Raw genomic sequence first — 13,543 nt, forward strand, 5'->3', positions numbered from 1 at the left:
GCGTCAGGAGGACGCGTACGCGGACAGACGCGACTCGAACGCGTCGTCGTCGCTCTCGGGCAGCCGCTGCGGCCCGTCATCCCGGCTCGGAGTCAGCCCGGGGTGGGAAAGCACCATGTCGGCCCAGCGCGCCATCCGGGCGGGCCCGGGCACCAGGTCCTCCCCCATGAACCACTCACTCAGCCCCGCTTCCGCAGGAAGCCGCAGCACCCAGCCGTAGGACTCGTCCCAGACGAGCTCGATGTCCTCTTCCTCGTCGGCGTACGGGCCGCTCTCCGGCGGCGCCAGCGTCACCACCGCGGTACGTACGGCCGGCGGACGCCCGGTCACGGCGTGCCCGAGCACGGTCAGCCCAATGTCTTCAAGCTCAGCAACGGCGGCCTGGACGTAGGGCTGGTGGTCAGTACGAATGAACATGAGCTTCTCCCCCATGGCTTCAACGAGCCGGGCGCGGCCGCCCGATACTGCACCGCCGACACCTCTGCCCCGAGATACCGCCCAGGGCCCCCGGCGTCCGACAGCAGACGTACATGATCCCTACTCGACGACCATACCGACTCAGAATCAACCGAAATAAGACCCCAATCCGCGTTGTAGCGGCCGAAAGGATCGGAGCCCGCTGTCCGGCAACCTGCCCCACGCCCTGAGCGAGACCGTACGCCGCGCCACGTACTGGACAAGCAAGGAGACGGGCAGCCCTCCAGGCGGGGGCGGACCGCTGGGGTGACGGCGTCGCCGTGGCGCTCCGCGAGGCCGAGTGCGACGTGTCTCCGCTGAACTTGCGCTCCTCGCCGCCGGGGACGACTTGATTCGAGCAGCGGTGGACCCGCATCGCCAGCTCGGACGCGCCCGACCTTCCAGACAGGGTCTGACCGCCAAGACGACGGAGCTGGCTTCCGCCGCTGGCCACGGCTCCGAATCCCTGAAAAAGATGTGGGCCCCCGTTCGCACGGGGGCCCACATGACGCAGCAGAGGTTCTTCTACTCTGCGCTGAGCTCTGCCATCAGCTGCTCCAGGACCGCTTCCTGCCGGCTCCGGGTGAGCTTGCCGAAGAGCTGCGCGACCAGCGTCTCGCGCTGCTCGGGGTCTTCCATCTTTTCGACTACCAGGTCGGCGAGCTCGTAAGGGTCCTGCCAGGGAACCTTGGGCTGCTTACGACTGTCGACAAGCCAGTAGGCATCATCTGCCGGGGTCAGCTCCCGAGTACCACTCGGAACCTCGGCCACGGTGTCGGCAGTCTTTACCGGGTAAAGACTGTGTGTGTGCACAGAGTTTGGGTCGGCGTGCCGGCTCTGGCTGGGCAGCGGCGCTGTTTCGGTCCCGGGAGCCTTAGCCGCCTCGAGAGCATCGCACTCAGAGGGCAGCGAGCCTGCCGTGAGCGGCCCGGCAGCAGCGGTCGCCACTTTGCTATCGGCCTTGGTTCGCTTACGCCTCGGCTCGCTGGCCTTGCTGATCGCGACCCGTGCCTCTTCGTGCTGCTGTTCAGCCGGCATGCGTCCGATGCGGCGTCCGTCTCGAACCTTCAGCTCGCCCGTCTCGACCTTTTCCTGAAGTTCTGGAGCGAGCTTGAGGAGCGAGAGTCGCTGGGACACCCAGCCTTCCGTCTTACTGAGGCGCTTCGCGACCTTCGACTGCGATCCGTGTGTGTCGAGCAGCTGCTGGATCGCCTTGGCCTGATCGAGGGGAGGCATGTCCTCGCGGTGGATGTTCGCGACAAGGGCCGACTCCAGCAAATCGCTGGCGCTAGAGGCGAGTGCGTCGTTGACGTCGATACGCAGCGACGGAAGCTCAGCGAGTTCTGCAGCTGCCAGGCGCCGGTTGCCGTCGATGACCACGTACGACGCAGAACCCAGATCCTCTTCCTGGTCAGGATGTACAGCCAGGAAGGCAGCTCGACGCACGACGGCAAGTGGTTGAAGCTGGCCTCGCTCCCGGAGGGAGTCGGCGGCCTCCTCCAGAGCGGAGAGCTCCTCCCGAGGGTTGAACGGGTTGTGCGCAAGGTCCCGAAGCAGCGCGACAAGAGGTTGCGGCGGAGAGGCACCCTCGTCCGTCGGCCCCTCTCCCGTCACCTCTGCGATGGCTTGGCCTCGATCGCTGAGTCGACGGATCTCGCCGAACGACGCAGAGGCGCCGACCCTCTCGGCTGCGGTCTGCTTGCTGCTCACGTGATCTCCCCGGCGGTCCTACGAAGTGCGATGGCCTGGTCTTGGTGCGGCGCATAGGAGAAGAGGTGCGTTTTGGCCCGTACGGCCTCGCGCTGCTCCTTGAGGTCGGGGATGATGCCGACGACGCGGGGATCCTCTATCTCCCTCCATGCCTTCAGGGAAGACGTGGCGATGTAGCCCCGGCGTCCGTCGTAGAGGTTGACCACGAGGCCCAGCCGGTCAACGTTGATGTCCCAGTCGGTCTCGCCGGACTCGATCTGCTCGCTCAGCATGGAGTAGGCGTCCGCTGACGAGTCCTCGGCTTGGACGACGATGAGACAGCCGCTGTTGCCTTCCTTCTCGCCGTCCCGACGGCGGGAGTAGTAGATCGCTGCGTCCATACCCAGCCCCAGGCTCGGCGGGCAATCAATGATGATCGCGTCGTAGAGCGGCTCCAAGGGGCGCAGAGCCCGCTCCAGCGTCGCTTGCCGGTTGCGATCCATCACGATCGAGATGTCGAGAAGGAACGCATCAGCACACGAGGGCAGGAGGTCGAGCCTCCCGCCGAAGCGATCACCGGGAACCTTGACGACGAGATCAGCGATCACGCCTCGGCAGCTCTGGCCGCCCGACATGAACTTGGTCAGGCTGTCCGCCGTGCGCGGGGGTTGCCTGAACCCGAGCTGCTTGGTGAGGTGCCCCTGTGGGTCGAAGTCCACCAGGAGGACGCGCAGCCCATGCACAGCGAAGGCCTCCGCCGCAGCCCTCCCGGAGGCCACAGGCTCCTCCTCGCGAAGAAGGCGGTTGAGCGCCTCCACATGCTCCGGCCCTTCCGCCAGCGCCCCTCCAAGCCCCGAACTGACGGCCGTCTTACCCACGCCCCCCTTTTGGTTGCACACGATGATTCGCCGCACCATGCGGACAGGTCGGTGCCGGGGCGACGGGTGCTCAGCCAGCCATAGCGCTACTGCCTGGGCGAGACCCTGCACGAACGGAATCCCGCGAGCGGCACAGGCATCCTTCAACCCACCCCACTGCTCGGGCAGGAGGAACGTGGAGAACGTGACGGCGCCTGCGGTGTCAACCAGCGCATGCTCCTCCGCGCTGCTCAGCCACCGATCAACGGCTTCACCGACGGCATCCTGCATGTCGATGTCAAACTCGGCAGTTCGAACCTTTAGTGCCTGCTTGAGGCCGGACGGCAACTTGGAGACTACTTTTCCTCTGTCTCCAGGGGGGTTTGGAGTGACCATGAGGTCACTTTACTAACTTCCCTCCTTCGTGGATGCCGCCACTCCGAAAGAAGCCCCTCCCGACCCCCCGGCCCGAGCGAACACGCTCTGGTCGCGCAGACGGAGCGCCCTCAGGGCGCCCCCAGGGGCTGCTACACGCAGGGCCTGACGATGCGCAACCTGCGCAGACTCGGAATTGAAGACTCCGCTTCTTTACCCGGTAAAGAAGCGGAGTCGATGCTCCGTTTCTTTACCGGGTAAAGGTGCTCCTGCTCCCACTGCCGCTGTTACGGGCTCAAGGCTCACACCGACGACTGGGAGCAGTTGGCGGCGCCAGCCAAGGCCGCCTTGTCGGGGGCCCGGAGCGACGACGTGGATCCGGCCGAGGAGGAGGAGAAGCAGTCGGTCGCCTCGATCCCCTCCCGCACGGCTGGGTCTCCTATGCGTCAAGGTCGAGGGCGAGCTGGGCGGAGTTCAGGTCGGCAAGGGCGCGGGCGCTGCGGGCCTTGAGGGCCCGGTGGTGCCGCCGGCCGTAGCAGGCGCGGCACAGCACGAGGAGGTGGTCGGCGGGCAGCTGGGCTGCTTCGTGGTCGGGCGTGTTCGGGTCGACGGGGGCGAGGAGGAGGGGGCCCTCGGGGTCGCCTGTGCGGGCGAGGCAGAACGGGCCGGTCCCGGGGTGGGCCCCGGAGCAGGAGCCGGGGCTGTCGTTGCGGCATTGGCAGTGCCCTGCGGCGGTGACGGCCGCCTGGTACTCCTGCGCGCTGATGCTCACCGTTCGCCCCCGATGTCGAGGCGGACGTTCACGTCGCCGCCCCGGGAGAGCCACCGGCCGCCGCCTCCGGCGTGGATTCCGCCGACGTGGACCTCGACCGGTTGGGCCGCCTGCCGGGGTACGGTCGTGGTCTTGGCGGCGAGCTTGCCCCGCATGATCGCTCCGGTGCCCAGGAGGAGGACGGCCGAGACGAGGGCGACCTTCCAGATCGTGTCGAGGAGTTCGACTGCCGGAGCGAGCGCGGGGGCGGCGATCCGCATGGCGAGTCCTCCGGACAGGGTGAGGGTGGACAGCGCGGCCGACGCGAGGGCGAGGCCCTTGGCCCAGCCGGGCATCGGTGTGGGCGCCGTGGCGGGGGTGGTGGGGACCGTCTCCAGGCGGGGGGCGATCTCGCGGGCCCACGCGGTGCGTCCGTCCGGGAGGACGACGGGCACGGCGGCCGGGACGGGTACGGCGTACAGCTCCAGCTCGGCGGCCGGCGTCTGGGGGGTGGGCTGCCAGATCCGGGATGGGGTGACGTGGTCGAGGTGCTGGCTCATGATGGGTCTCGCTCTCGTTGCGGGAGTGGAGAAGCCCGGCGGCCCTTCCTGGCCTGCAATGCGGGGAAGGGGCGCCGGGCTTCGGCATGCTGCTGGTCGGTCAGGGCAGCTTGTAGCGGCCCCGCTCCGGGGAGATCAGGGTCCCTTCGCCGGTCAGCTCGGACAGAACCGCGCCGACGCGTGAGGCGGAGAGGGGTCGGCCACCGTCGTCCTTGAGGGCGGCGACGATCTCGGACTTGGTGAACGTCCCTCCGGCCGCGGCGATGACGGCTTTGATGCGGGACGTCGCCGTCGTACCGCTGGGCTTGCCACTGCCTTGGGCGATCGGGGCGTCGGGGCCCGCAAGGTGCCCAGGAGGACCTTCTCCGGCGCTGGGCTGAACGGCGCCTTCCCCTGTGGTGTGCTCCGGTACGTCTGGTGGGGTGCCGGGGGTGGCGTGCGCGGCAGCTGGTCCGCCCGGCGTTGGCGGCTGCGGTGCAGAGGCGGCTCCGGGTCGGGGTGGGGCGAGGATGATGGCGCCGCCTCGGTTGGCGTACGCGCCGCCGGCGACCGGGTGCGAGGCGGTCTCCAAGGGGGTTGGGGTGCCGGTTCCGTAGAGGGCGAGGATCGCCGGGTCTAGGCCGTCGACCGGGATCAGGGAGCCGACGCGGAAGAAGCGCATCAGCACCGAGGGGCGGGGGGATCCGAGGAGGTAGGCCATCCCGGCCGTGCTCGCCCCATGGGGCCGGGCACCGCGTCCGGCGTCGAACCTGCTGCGCAGGGTGGGCGGTCCGTCGAGTCGGGGGATCGGCACGAGCGAGACTCCGTCGGGCAGCAGACCGTCGGAGACGAGGGAGGCCATCATGCCGCTGGACCAGCGCAGCAGGACGGTGTCGCCCTCCTTCAGCATGCCGCGCAGGGTGTCGCTGCCGCCCAGCTCCTCGACGTGTCCCGCCTGTGCCGAAAGGCTCACGCCGACGCCGACCGACCGGCCTGTCCTGCCGATCTCCTTGATGAGGTAGGCGGCCTCCTGGCGGTAGGGGGCTCCGTCTTCGAGCAGCCGGTTGGCCTCGTCGATGCGGATGGTCAGCAACGGGTCCGGCCGGCCAGCGAAGAAGGAGGAGCGGCCCATCGCGGCGTACCGCTGCATCCGGTCCAAGGCGACTGCGACGGCCGCCCGCAACATCCGAATGGCGTCCTCGGGCGTCGTCACATGCCAGTCGACGTTCCCTCGCGCCTCCGGCACCGACTGGCCGTATTTGAGGTCGGCGAGCCACGTGCAGATCCCCGACCGCTTCTCGGCGGCCAGGATCAGCTGCAGGGCTCGGCTCTTGCCCGCGCCGGTCGTCCCGAAGATCGCGGCGCGCTGTGCGCCCGAGCCCGGCTCGTACAGGCGCATCCGGGCGGGCTCGCCGTCGTGGTAGCGGCCGACGGTGATGTACCCATCGGCGTCCATGACAAGGTCGGTCAGCGGGTCGGGCTCCGGGAGCCCGGCCAGCGGCGGCCTCTTGTAGATGGTGACGAGTGCGCTCCCGAGGCCGTCGGTCTCGACCGCGACGCACGCGGGGTCGGTGACCCCGAGGGCGGAGCACAGGAGCCGGTGGTCGTAGGTGATGACCCGGCCCTGGGGGACGGCCACCTCGATCTCGACCACGTCGAAGTCGGCGGCGGCCGGCGTCACCGTCGTGCGGGACATCACGGCTGCGGCACCTCTTCCCACGCGCCGGTGGTGGTGTTGCCCCGGCGGACGCGGATGACCTGGGCGCCGGGCATCGCTGTGGGGGCGACCTGCTGGGCCCACACGGACGGGAAGTCCGTCGCGGCGGCGGCTTTGCCGACGGTGATCTGCTTGCGGCCGGTGCCGTGGCCCGCGACCGCGCCCACTTGGATCAGCGCGACGGGTGCGTTGATGAGCGCGGAGAGCCGTTCGGTGTCGATGGCCGGGACGGGGTGGCCGGCGGGGGCAACGACGTGGGCGGACCAGTCGTGGGGGCCGGCGGCGCGCAGCTGCTCCAGCCGCGTCCCGGGGGCGATCCCTCCGGGGACGGCGGCTGCCACCGCCCACCAGGACGCGAGGCGCGCTTCCAGAGGGCCGGTCGTCAGAACCGCGGGCGCCGGGGCAGCGGTGACCGCTTCGAGGGCCTCCGTACTCTCGCCGGCCCTCGACAGGGCGGCGGCGTTCTGCCGGGCCCACTGGGCCGGGCGCACCCACCAGGTGATCCCAGTCCACACGGCGGCCGCCGTGAACTCCCAGGGCTGCATCCCGGGGACGCTCTGAAACCCGAGGGTGGCGGCCGTCAGCGTGACGGTGGGGGAGAGGTACATGCTCTTGAGCCAGGCCGGGGCGGAGTGGGGGGCCACCGACATCAGGAGGCCGCCCCCGGCGGCGAGCGCGCCGGGGACGAGGGCGAGCGCGGCGGTCGGCGTGACGGTGGAGGCGAGGAGGACGGCAGCGCCGCCCACGGTCCCGGCCCGCCCGGTCATGTCTCGGGTGCGGGTCAGCGCGGCTTGAATGCGTTCGACGGAGGGCAGCACGACGAACCCCTTCCAGGGGGTGGTGGTGTGATGGGCAGGACGGGGCCGGCGAGGAGCTGGGGAGCACCTCGGCCGGCGAGGTGCTGCCCAGCTCCTGCCGCGTGCGGCCGGGTTACCGGGAGCGGTAGAAGTTGCGGTTGGCCATCTCGATGCCGCCCGGCATGTTCGCGGCCCGCTCGGCGATGGCTCCGTAGTCGGTCCGGTGCGCGGCCTCAGCCTGGGCGAACAGGACGGCCATCTCCTCGGCATTGGTGGCCATGCGGCGGGCGGCGGCGAGCGCGTTCCGCATCGCCTGGGCGGCCTGCTGGTGCTCGGCCAGGGTGTTGGTGTCCACCTCCAGGTGGGCGGCCAGGGCCACCTGGTGGTCGACGGACCTGGCGCAGTCGGCAACGTATTCGTACGTCTCGCGGACCCGGGCGCCGACGCCGCGCAGGGAGCGTCCGGCCTTGGCGAGCTGGGCGACAAGCCGGAGGTAGGTGAAGATCTCCAGCATCGCCGTGATGGAGATGCCCATCTTCTCGGCGGCCTCGGCGACGTCCTTGCCCGCGACGCCCGCGGGACGTTCCCGGCCCGTGGGGCCGAGTTCGAGGGCCGGGGCCGGTTCGAGCGCCGTCGCGGGCTCGGCCGCCGCCGGGGCACCGGCCTGCTTCGGAGCAGCGGCTGGTCCGGGTGCGGGCAGGCTGGGGTTGTACTTGGGGACCTGGGCGGTCGGCTGGCCGACCGCAGGAGTGGGCGGGGGTTCCGGCTTCAGGGCCCGGATCTGGGCGGGCGGCGTGAGGGCCGAAGTCGGTCCGGCAGGCAGCGCCGGGTACTTCTCACTCATCGGGTCTACTCCTGGTGGTAATCGCGCTCGGCTGGGGCGGCGTGCCCGTGGTCGCGGGTGAGGTCGGCCAGCTCCTGGTGCCGCCAAGCGGCCTGCTTCCCGGCGGTGGCGATGGACTCCGAGGCCTGCGGGAGGGCCTTCTCCAGCGCGAGGGCGTTCTTGCGGATCTCCGTGGCGTTCTCCATCAGCCGCAACGCGTGCCGCCGCAGCGAGCCGGGGATCTTCAGCCTGTTGATCTCGACTAGCAGCTTCGCCAAGTGGGTGTAGAGCTTCTGCGCGGCGACGGCGTCGTGGCGGGCTTCCTCGACACGGGCCAGGACCTCGACGGCGATGTCGGCGTCGTTCTCGATCAGGTCGTAGATGGTCAGGTCGGTGTCGCCGAAGTCGTACGCGACCGGCACGAGGTCGAGCGCGCCACCGCCGGTGCCGCCGGACCATCCGGTGAGGGCGATGCCGGACGCTCCGGCGACGACTGGCTCGTCTGAGGTGGGCATGGGGGTGGCTCCTGAGGGTGCGGCTTTAAGGGCAGGACGTACAGGGGTCGGCCCGAGCACGGCGGCCGGTTCGGGCGCCGGGGGCGGGTCGGGCGGGATGCGGGTCAGGGTCACGACGGGCGGCTCGGGGACCATGCCCGGCGGCGGCTTGGGCGGGCCGTGTCCGACCCACGGGCCGGCACCCGGCCCCGGCGGCGGGGGCGGTCCTCCCGCGCCGGGCGGCGGCCCCGTGGGGCCCGGAGGAGGACCGGACGGCGGTGGAGGGCCCGAGGGGCCGGGGGGCGGGGTCGTGGACCCCTGCGCCCCGGGCGCTCCCGCGGCTCCGCAGGAGGCCGCGCGGCGCTTGTTCTGCAACGCCTCCCAGCGGACCCCGGCCCGGTCCCTGACCCGCGTCCACCCCGAACGTGCCCAGCTCCCGGCCTTCCTGCGGCCCTGGTTGCCCCACGACAGGCCTTCGGCCGTGGCCTTCTTCCCCCATGTCCAGGTGGACTTGGCGGCCTTCGACCTTGCCGCCCGCACCCCCAGCGCCGAGGCGCTCGCCAGGCCCCGCCGCGCCTTCGCCGCCCCGAGCCGCAGCCAGGACCGCTTCGGGGAGGGGGGCGAGTTCGGCTTCTTCTTGCCGGACTTCGAGCCGGGGGAGGTGCCCCTCGTCGGGCCACCCTTGCCCTTCTTCTTGGGACTGGGGGCGCCCCCGCCCTTCCCGGCCTTGGGGGACCCCGGGCCCTTCCCGGACGCGCCCGGCTTGGACCGGCCGGACGCCTTCGGCTTCCCCCCGGGTCCGGGACCGGACGACGTTGGACCCCCGGCCCCGGATCCGCCGCCCTTGCTCCTGAGGCGGGGCAGGCGCAACCGTGTCCCCTTCGAGCCGCGCGGCGCTTTCCCACCCGACCGGTCACCCGAGCCGGAACCTGGACCAAGTCCGGTGCCGGCGTCGGGGGGCTTGGGCTTCTTCGTCTTCCCGCCTGACCCGGTGCCGGACCCGGCTGGGGCGTTCTTCGGCGTCGGCGCCCCGAACCCGGGCGCCTTGCCGTTCGTAGCCTTCCCGAACGGGGATGTGGACCGGTTCGAGGGAGGCTGGGCAGTCGGACCAGACCGGCCCGAGCCCCCGCCCCCCTTCGACCCGCCGCCTCCGCCGCGGCTCCCGCGGCCGGAGCCGGCCGCCTTCTTCCCGAACTCGGGGCCCGAGGGGATGCGGGTGCCAGCCGCGGCGGCCGACTTCCCGCCCTTGGCGGCCTTCTCGGCGACGGCCCGGTGGTGGTCGGCGCGGGCCTTGATCCAGGAGACCAGGGCGACGGAGCCGCGCAGGCACGCGACGGCGACGGCGGAGGCCACCAGGACGGAGAGGGTGGCGCCCTCCCGGAGGGTCATCGACTGTCCGGCCGCAGTCGCGGCAAGCCCCTCCGAGGACGTGCCCGCGACTGCTGGGCGATCACTGTCCGTTGCGGTGGCGAGCGGCAGCGACAGGGTGAGCGGCGGGACGAGGGCCTGGGCGATCAGGGTGGGAAACGCTCCGGCCGGTTCCTCTTCCGTCCGGGGAGCCGTCTCGGCGGCCGGGGCGGCGGCGGGGTTTCCGGTGACCGGGGACGAGGCGGTCGGCGGGTTGAAGCCGACGGCCGGGAAGGGGATCACCTGGCCTTCGCCAGGGGGTCCTGACTGCTGATCCGTCATGAGTACCTCCCTCGAAGGGGGTTGACAGTGAGTGATGGTCGGTGCGAATCTCGCGCGCGCGCGACGCGCGCGCGCCTCGGGCCCCGGGAGACCCCGGGGCCGGGCGGCAACAACAGCAACAACACGAGCTCGGCGACTACGCAATGTGACGCTGCGCCCAGGTGTGGAGGAGCTCGGCGAGCTCCCGCCACACCTGGTGGTCGTCCGGGTTCGCGCCCTCCGGGGTCTCCCGGTCGGCCCGCTTCTTCGCGGTGGCCTTCGCGTACTCGACCATCAGCCCGGCGAACTCGCGGGGCGACTTCGCGGCGGCCTGCCGGGCGTTCCAGAACTGGGCGTGGTTGGCGCGCGTACGGGCGGCCCGCTGCGCTGCGTTCACTCCGCGGCCTTGAAGAGGGTCGAGAGCGGCATCACGGGTTGTGACGGCTGCGGGGTCTGCTGCTGGGGCTGCGGCTGGGCGGGCACGAGCCCGGAGGCGTCGCTCGCGACGGCCTGGGCGACCTGGTTGACCACCCCGGACGGGGCGGCCGTCAGGTGCTTGCTGGCCTTGTGGAGCTCCTTCTGCGCGGCCTTGTCGGCCCGGGCGCGCGGCAGCTCGATGCGGCCCCGGCGGTAGGCGACCTCCAGGGCCTTCGCGCCGTCCATGATGGCCTGGGCGTGCTTGGCCATCTCCCGCAGGGGGCGGGAGATCCGCCAGGCGTGCAGGCGGGCGGCGAGGGGGCCGTCGCCCTCGATCGGGTCCTGCAGGAGGTGGCCGTACACCTCATCGGCCAGCACCCGGAAGTCCAGGTGGTAGGCCCTGAAGATCTCCCGGATCTGCTTGGCGTAGTACGTGCTGCCCTGCTCGGTGAGCAGGAGGTCGCTGGTCCAACGGTCGGAGCTCACGAGGTCCTCCATATCTGGTGGTTCAGGTGAGGCCCGCCGCCGACGCCGGGGCGGTGCTGGGGAGCACCTGGCCGGCGACGGCGACGGGCCTCACGGCCGCGGGGCGGGTTCAGACGGTGACGCCCTCGGGGAGGCGTCCGATGCGGGCAAGGGCTTGCTTGGCGCGGTCCTCGGAGCAACCCACCTCACGGCAGGCGCGGGCGACGGACACCGTTGCGGAACCGGGGTCCAGGTCCTTCAGGGCGGCATCGAGCTGGTCGTCCGTCAGGGACGGGCGGCGCAGTCGGCCGCGCGATGCGGCGCGGGGGATGCGGGCGGTAGCGGAGGGCCGCTCCCCGCCGTTAGTGGAGGAAGTCCGCCTCAATGCGGAACCAGCCTTCCCCGCCTTGTCGGACCGGGTGCCGCCTCCGCTTGTCGTCTCCGCTAGGCCTCCGCCTGCGGCCCGAGTGGCGTCGCCGTTGGCGGAGGTCTTAGCGGAGGGGTGACCTGCGGCTTTCGTGGTGGTGGAGGAGTCGTTGGCGGAGGGCTGCTCGATGATGGCCGAGACGTCCGGCAGGGGGTCCTCCAGCGCGGCGCCGAGCTTGGCCAAGCGGAGTCGGAGCCGGGCCTGGGCGGGGACCTTGCGGCCCCTCCCGTAGCGCTCGACGACGAGCATCTTGAACGTGACGCGGGAGCGTTCGAGCTTGACGGCGCTGCGGTAGGAGCGGAGGTCCCACAGGACCATGCGCCGCCACAAGAGGAATGTCGGCAGCGGCGCGAGGAGCCAGCGCGCCCCTCGCGGGGTGTCGGCCCGTTCGCCGGTCTCGATGCCGACCATCCGGGAGACCGCCGAGTAGGCGGCTTCGACGGCGGCGACGAACAGGATGGGCAGGACGGCGTGGAGGCCGACGCCGACCGGGTCGCCCTTCTGCCAGGAGCCGGCCGCATTGAAGGCGATCGTCGCGAAGGTGAGGGCGTGGGCCGCCGGGCGCAGGAACCACACCGGGTATCCGGCCCAGGCCAGGGCGAGGGCCAGGGCGAGGAACACGATGATCCCGCTGTCCACGCCGATGGGGAGCAGGTCGGCGATGTGGCGCGGGACCCCGTGGTCGATGCCGAGTTGGCGTACGGCGTCGTAGGAACCGGCGAAGCCGATGGTGCCGACAAGCGCCGCGCCGACGACAGACAGTCCAAGGAGGGCCCACATGGGCCGCAGGGCCCGCTGGTCCGGCTCCTGGTCGTCGTCCTCGTCGTCGAGCTCCGGTCCAGCGGACTCGGGTTCCAGGGCGGGCCCGCCCGGCTCCGGGTCGGCGGCGCCCGGCTCCGGCTCCGGGTCGGGAAGGCGGGCGGGCTCGGACAGCAGGCGGGCGATGTCGGGCTGTCGCCGGGCCAGCAGGCCCAGTTCACGGTCGATGCTGTCGAGCATGGGGGTGCTCACGCGCCTTCCTCCCTGGCCGGGGTGGTGCCGATGCCGCCGACGGTGGCGTTCGGCTTCGGCGCGGGCGTCGAGCCGCCCGTCGCCTCGTCCTCGAAGACCTCGCCGTCGCGGCGGGCGAGGTCTTCGACGTGCTTCCACAGCGGGCGGGGCAGCCGGTCGAGCCCGAGGAGTTCGCGGCGGGCCACCAGAAGCCGCGCGAGTTCCTGGCGCCGCTCGTCGTCGTTCAGCCGGTCGTCGAGCAGGGCGGCGGCGATGTCCATCGCGGCGATCTGCACCTCCTCCGCCACGACCTTCGCCTCTCCGCGGGCGGCGAGCAGCTCCTTGCACTGGCGGCGGTTGGCTTCTTCGAGACGGTCGACGTCGCGCATGATCCGCTCGTTGTGCTGCTGAGCGCCGTACGCGTCGGCGGCCGCGTCGTGGAGGCGCGTGACGGCGTCGGTGGCGCGGGTGTCGGCGGCCGCGAGCTGGGTGGCCGCGGTGTCGGCGGCGGCGGTCAGCGCGGTGAGGCGCCTGGCGGTGATCAGGCGCAGCATCAGCGGTCCTCCTTCGCGGCGGCCGGGGTGGGCAGGAGCGCGGCGACCTGGGAGGGGACCAGGCCGACGGGGATCTTCAGGCGGATGGTGACGGTGCCCTGGCAGACGGAGCCGAGGACGACGGGGGCCCCGGCCCGGGTCTCGTCCAGGCGGGCGTTGTCGATCTCGCGGAGGAGGGCGGGCAGGACGGCGACGGCGGCGGGGTCGACGGTCAGGACGGCCGTGATCGTCGTGGGATCGACGGTGACGCTGACCTCGACGCCGTGGCGGGCCAGCCCGCGCACGTCCTCGGCGAGCGACCAGCCCTCGGCGAGGGTCTCGTGGAGGTCGGTGGCGATGCCGTTGGTGTTCAGGGGCAGGCTGCGGTGGGCCATGATGGTCATGCGCGGATTCCTTCTTCCTGCTGTTGGTCGATTTGGGTTCGCGCAGAGACCCCCGGCGGGCGCTATCCGTCCGGGGGTCTCACGTGTGCGGGGTAGTGCTCGTGCGTCGGCGGAGGTGCGGTGCCGCACCTGCCGCGGGGC

The 13,543-nt window shown here is 71.7% G+C and carries 15 protein-coding genes; all 15 read right to left on the reverse strand.

The annotated features are described in order from the left end of the window. Positions 1-3 precede the first annotated feature (3 nt). The 15 genes from IF43_RS0116665 to IF43_RS0116740 all read right to left on the reverse strand — a co-directional run bounded on the left by IF43_RS0116665 (position 4) and on the right by IF43_RS0116740 (position 13,402). Positions 4-417: a DUF6292 family protein gene (locus tag IF43_RS0116665; RefSeq protein ID WP_158939353.1), complete on the reverse strand. Its 414-nt coding sequence runs from the start codon at positions 415-417 to the stop codon at positions 4-6. A gap of 564 nt (positions 418-981) precedes the next feature. Further along, positions 982-2,166, reverse strand: coding sequence for a ParB/RepB/Spo0J family partition protein (locus IF43_RS36500; RefSeq protein ID WP_051795462.1), 1,185 nt, complete (start codon positions 2,164-2,166; stop codon positions 982-984). After that, a complete protein-coding gene (locus tag IF43_RS0116675; RefSeq protein ID WP_030200647.1) occupies positions 2,163-3,398 on the reverse strand; it encodes a ParA family protein in 1,236 nt (411 codons plus the stop codon). The genes IF43_RS36500 and IF43_RS0116675 overlap by 4 nt, the downstream gene beginning before the upstream one ends. A gap of 281 nt (positions 3,399-3,679) precedes the next feature. Continuing rightward, on the reverse strand, positions 3,680-3,805 hold the full coding sequence (locus tag IF43_RS43500) for a hypothetical protein (protein ID WP_267884787.1): 126 nt from the start codon (positions 3,803-3,805) through the stop codon (positions 3,680-3,682). 11 nt (positions 3,806-3,816) lie between these two features. After that, entirely contained in the window at positions 3,817-4,149 is a 333-nt protein-coding gene (locus tag IF43_RS0116685) for a hypothetical protein (protein WP_030200648.1), read from the reverse strand. Beyond that, entirely contained in the window at positions 4,146-4,688 is a 543-nt protein-coding gene (locus IF43_RS0116690; protein ID WP_030200650.1) for a hypothetical protein, read from the reverse strand. The genes IF43_RS0116685 and IF43_RS0116690 overlap by 4 nt, the downstream gene beginning before the upstream one ends. Positions 4,689-4,788: 100 nt before the next feature. Then, the gene (locus tag IF43_RS0116695) at positions 4,789-6,363 is read right to left on the reverse strand and encodes a hypothetical protein (protein ID WP_051795464.1); all 1,575 of its coding nucleotides are present in this window, start codon (positions 6,361-6,363) and stop codon (positions 4,789-4,791) included. Next, positions 6,363-7,202, reverse strand: coding sequence for a hypothetical protein (locus IF43_RS38080; RefSeq protein WP_051795466.1), 840 nt, complete (start codon positions 7,200-7,202; stop codon positions 6,363-6,365). The genes IF43_RS0116695 and IF43_RS38080 overlap by 1 nt, the downstream gene beginning before the upstream one ends. Positions 7,203-7,314: 112 nt before the next feature. Beyond that, entirely contained in the window at positions 7,315-8,025 is a 711-nt protein-coding gene (locus IF43_RS0116705) for a hypothetical protein (protein ID WP_030200660.1), read from the reverse strand. 5 nt (positions 8,026-8,030) lie between these two features. After that, a complete protein-coding gene (locus IF43_RS41645; protein ID WP_030200662.1) occupies positions 8,031-8,519 on the reverse strand; it encodes a hypothetical protein in 489 nt (162 codons plus the stop codon). A 1,804-nt stretch (positions 8,520-10,323) separates the two neighbouring features. Beyond that, on the reverse strand, positions 10,324-10,563 hold the full coding sequence (locus IF43_RS0116720; RefSeq protein ID WP_030200665.1) for a hypothetical protein: 240 nt from the start codon (positions 10,561-10,563) through the stop codon (positions 10,324-10,326). Next, positions 10,560-11,069, reverse strand: coding sequence for a hypothetical protein (locus IF43_RS0116725; RefSeq protein WP_158939355.1), 510 nt, complete (start codon positions 11,067-11,069; stop codon positions 10,560-10,562). Before IF43_RS0116725 ends, IF43_RS0116720 begins: the two co-directional genes overlap by 4 nt. A gap of 109 nt (positions 11,070-11,178) precedes the next feature. Then, positions 11,179-12,486: a DUF2637 domain-containing protein gene (locus IF43_RS38085; RefSeq protein ID WP_051795468.1), complete on the reverse strand. Its 1,308-nt coding sequence runs from the start codon at positions 12,484-12,486 to the stop codon at positions 11,179-11,181. Then, positions 12,483-13,019 (reverse strand): hypothetical protein, encoded by a 537-nt coding sequence (locus IF43_RS0116735; RefSeq protein ID WP_030200670.1) that lies wholly within the window; start codon positions 13,017-13,019, stop codon positions 12,483-12,485. The genes IF43_RS38085 and IF43_RS0116735 overlap by 4 nt, the downstream gene beginning before the upstream one ends. Beyond that, on the reverse strand, positions 13,019-13,402 hold the full coding sequence (locus tag IF43_RS0116740) for a hypothetical protein (RefSeq protein WP_030200671.1): 384 nt from the start codon (positions 13,400-13,402) through the stop codon (positions 13,019-13,021). Before IF43_RS0116740 ends, IF43_RS0116735 begins: the two co-directional genes overlap by 1 nt. Positions 13,403-13,543 lie beyond the last annotated feature (141 nt).

Source organism: Streptomyces sp. NRRL S-87, from assembly GCF_000719335.1.
GTDB lineage: Bacteria > Actinomycetota > Actinomycetes > Streptomycetales > Streptomycetaceae > Streptomyces.

Bases quoted from the DNA above. Each gene is read 5' to 3' on its own strand.
- IF43_RS0116740 (WP_030200671.1), bottom strand. From the start codon at position 13,402: ATGACCATCATGGCCCACCGCAGCCTGCCCCTGAACACCAACGGCATC.
- IF43_RS0116705 (WP_030200660.1), bottom strand. From the start codon at position 8,025: ATGAGTGAGAAGTACCCGGCGCTGCCTGCCGGACCGACTTCGGCCCTC.
- IF43_RS0116695 (WP_051795464.1), bottom strand. From the start codon at position 6,363: ATGTCCCGCACGACGGTGACGCCGGCCGCCGCCGACTTCGACGTGGTC.
- IF43_RS41645 (WP_030200662.1), bottom strand. From the start codon at position 8,519: ATGCCCACCTCAGACGAGCCAGTCGTCGCCGGAGCGTCCGGCATCGCC.
- IF43_RS0116735 (WP_030200670.1), bottom strand. From the start codon at position 13,019: ATGCTGCGCCTGATCACCGCCAGGCGCCTCACCGCGCTGACCGCCGCC.
- IF43_RS0116675 (WP_030200647.1), bottom strand. From the start codon at position 3,398: ATGGTCACTCCAAACCCCCCTGGAGACAGAGGAAAAGTAGTCTCCAAG.
- IF43_RS0116665 (WP_158939353.1), bottom strand. From the start codon at position 417: ATGTTCATTCGTACTGACCACCAGCCCTACGTCCAGGCCGCCGTTGCT.
- IF43_RS0116690 (WP_030200650.1), bottom strand. From the start codon at position 4,688: ATGAGCCAGCACCTCGACCACGTCACCCCATCCCGGATCTGGCAGCCC.